Annotated in this window: 5 protein-coding genes and 1 pseudogene; all 6 read left to right on the plus strand. The window is 65.1% G+C overall.

The window, feature by feature from the left end; translation table 11 throughout:
- The first annotated feature begins 127 nt into the window (after positions 1 to 127).
- Positions 128 to 307 carry an STAS domain-containing protein gene (locus ABD256_RS44600; protein WP_425546623.1) on the plus strand — a complete coding sequence of 60 codons (180 nt, stop codon included), beginning with the start codon at positions 128 to 130 and terminating at the stop codon, positions 305 to 307.
- Between the two features lie 362 nt (positions 308 to 669).
- Positions 670 to 984, plus strand: a pseudogene (locus tag ABD256_RS43950) (PHP domain-containing protein); the annotation flags it as partial.
- A gap of 19 nt (positions 985 to 1,003) precedes the next feature.
- Positions 1,004 to 1,258, plus strand: coding sequence for a hypothetical protein (locus ABD256_RS43955; RefSeq protein ID WP_344432342.1), 255 nt, complete (start codon positions 1,004 to 1,006; stop codon positions 1,256 to 1,258).
- A gap of 37 nt (positions 1,259 to 1,295) precedes the next feature.
- Entirely contained in the window at positions 1,296 to 1,571 is a 276-nt protein-coding gene (locus ABD256_RS43960) for a hypothetical protein (RefSeq protein WP_344432339.1), read from the plus strand.
- A gap of 161 nt (positions 1,572 to 1,732) precedes the next feature.
- On the plus strand, positions 1,733 to 2,191 hold the full coding sequence (locus ABD256_RS43965) for a nitroreductase family deazaflavin-dependent oxidoreductase (protein WP_344432341.1): 459 nt from the start codon (positions 1,733 to 1,735) through the stop codon (positions 2,189 to 2,191).
- A 22-nt stretch (positions 2,192 to 2,213) separates the two neighbouring features.
- Positions 2,214 to 2,435, plus strand: coding sequence for an arabinofuranosyltransferase (locus tag ABD256_RS44605; protein WP_425546624.1), 222 nt, complete (start codon positions 2,214 to 2,216; stop codon positions 2,433 to 2,435).
- Positions 2,436 to 3,047 lie beyond the last annotated feature (612 nt).

Here is a 3,047-nt window from a genome sequence, read left to right on the forward strand (position 1 = left end):
CCGCGTGTCACGGCGGAGACCTTGCAGGACGGCACCGTCGTGGTACACGCCACAGGGGATATCGATCTGACCACCGTCACGCGCCTGGACCAGGCCGCCACCCCGCTTGGTCCCGGATCTGACGGAGGTGAGCTTCCTGCACTCGGCAGGGCTGAACACACTGGTCGAGATCCACTACCGCGCTCACACGAAGACTGAGGTCCGGGTCGTCGCCGCCGAACGCGTCACACGCCGCCCCCTGGAACTCACCGGCTTGGACACCGAGCTCAAAGTCCGTCCCACCCTGGCCGACGCTCTCCACCACTGATCAGCACACCGCACTGCCCGTACCCCGCGCCGAGACGGCCCGGTCGTTCGCACCGGGGCGCTCGCCCGGGGAATGGAGGGACGTGTGCCGGGTACCCGAGGGCGAACCGACACGCGGAAACCAGGAAGTGACGGCGACGTGACCGACTCTCGACGACGCGACCAGCCCCCCGACCCCGAACTGCGCCAACGCGCGGTCGCGACGTGCCACCCGAGTCCATCTTGACGTTATCGAACACATGTTTGACTATGACGTTTGTTCCGGTGGACTGTCACACGGACGGCACGACGAGCGCGCGGTATTCGAGCTGCCGGGCGTCGAGGCGGGGAGGGCAGCTGCGCTGGCAGTCACAGGGAGCTCCGGTGTCGTTCAGCAACAAACCGACCGTGTCGTGGGACCGTCTGGAAAGGACGCTGTCGGGGCGGCCTGCCGCGCCGGGCGATGGCAACTACGCCCCGGCCTGAACCCGGCATCGTGACGGGCAGGCGGGCCCGCCGCCCGATCTGCGTGACCGCGACCGTCACCTGGACGAGTATGCGATCGGCGAGGTGCGCACCCCCTACGCCGAACTGCACGTCCACTCCAATTTCAGCTTCCTCGACGGCGCCAGCCATCCCGAAGAGCTGGTCGAGGAAGCCGTGCGACAGGGCCTCGATGCCATCGCGCTGACCGACCACCAGCATCGAGAGGAATCGGATGGACCCCGCTTGGATCGCTGGCGCCGCCGCGGTGATCAGCTCTGGCGCCGCGACCTGGACCGCCACCAACGGCAACCGCACGCTGAAACGCTCCGATCGCGACAGTCAGGCGCGCACCAGGCCGATGGTCGCAGCGGAGCTGCGCGACGAGCCGTACAAGCAGGCAACACAGCTTCCTGTGATCAAGAACTATGGACCGGCCGCTGCCCTCGTCGTGGTCATCGATCTATCGGGGCAGGGTTCACCTTGTTGAGGTGATTTGTTCGCGATATGCGACCGCGTTTTTCTTCGTGGCAACCGATCACACCCGGTTCGTCGGCCCGACGCCCAGCCGGATCACTCGTGTCGTCGACAGCCTGCGCGCCCGCGCCCTGGTCACCAAGGACGGTGTCCCCGCCGGCGCTCGCGGCAACATCGCCGTCCTCAACGGCGTCGATCTCGCCGCGATGCACTCCGCCGCGCCCCACGGCCGACGCGTGCTCGATCACGTCCCGGCCGAGGCCGTGCCGGCGCTGGCGGACGCCCTGCACCGCGTCACCGCGGCGCTCATCACTCCCGCCCGGTAGTAACGTGCATTGGGTGCAGGGTCGGCGGCTAGGAGGGCAGCCCCGTTGCGGTATCGGGAGTGCTCGCGGCCACGATGCGGGCGCTCTCCCCGTCGTGGTCCACCGATCGGCATAACCGCCTTGGGCGACAACGGTCGCCCAGGAAGAACATTTGCTCGCTAGTGTTGGCGCAACCCGTGCCGGGCACGGCTGAGATCACTGATCGGAGTGGCATGTTCGAGTACAATCCCGAGATCATCGCCGAGTTCCGCGCCAACGGCGGGCGGGTCGGCGGCAGGTTCGCCACAATGGACCTGGCGTTGTTGACCACCATCGGTGCTCGGACCGGCCTGCCGCGCACCACACCCGTTGTCTACTTCACCGACGGCGCCGCCATCTTCGTCATCGCCTCGGCCGCCGGCTCCGACCGGCATCCGGCCTGGTACCACAACCTGCTCGCCAATCCGAAACTCACTGTGGAGGTGGGCACCGATGCCTATCAGGCCGTGGCCACCTCCACCGAGGGGCAGGAGCGAACCCGACTGTTCGCCAAGGCCGTGGCCAGCCAACCGGGCTTCGGCGAGTACAAGGCGAAGACGCGGCGGCGGATCCCAGTGCTGCGGATCGAGCGAATCATCTGATGCGCTGCCGGTGGCTGCCTGGATGCGACGCACCCAGGCAGCCACCGATCGGTTGATCGCAGGCTGGGCCAACCCGCTCGCCGATTTCGCCGGCCGCGATGCCGAACTCCGGAACTGGGCCGGGATCAGCGACCCCGGCGCACTCGTGCGTGCTTTGGAGAATAGCCGCTTCACCGCGCTTCACACACGCCGACATCGGCCCCCTACACAGTCATCACCCGCAACGCCCCAACTCGGCTCATGATGTCAGCCCAACAACCCAATTCAATCGCTCTCACTGAACTCGTAATTCTTGAGCCACTCACGATTGTGCTTCTCAGCCGCCTCGGTAAAAGTGTTGCAACGCAAGGGGAACAGGTAGGTGGCCGAACCTAGGCAACGGCCACCCCTGTGCGTCGGCAATAATAGGGTCATCACTCATTCCGGTTCCCTCCGCGCCTTCCTGTGCCTCTCGAACCGAAAGCGATATGTATCAAATGAGATCATTTATCAACTCGACGGCAGTTTTCACTATGAGTCGGTTGCAGGTCGAATATGTGACGGAATCGAATCCGATAATTCAGGTTGTTGTCACGCTAGGCAATGGCCCATCTTAACACGTGGCGTGCCCTGGCGAATCGTCTGATCGGGTTAACCGTGGTAAGAACCCTCAATGTTCTACGCTCCGGTGGACAAGGAGAAGGTTGCTCGCATCTGGCGGCGCACTCCGCAAGTGATCTGACCGAGCTTGGGTCGAACCTGCCACACCTGGATGACCCCCTGCCAGCGGACGTGGAAAAGTCCGGGTGGGCGGACAGTTTGGTCCGGGTAGGCGGACATGAGATCTCCGGGTTGATGGACATGATTCCTCCGGGAC

Origin of the sequence: Amycolatopsis minnesotensis (assembly GCF_039529815.1) — a bacterium.
Taxonomy (GTDB): domain Bacteria; phylum Actinomycetota; class Actinomycetes; order Mycobacteriales; family Pseudonocardiaceae; genus Amycolatopsis; species Amycolatopsis minnesotensis.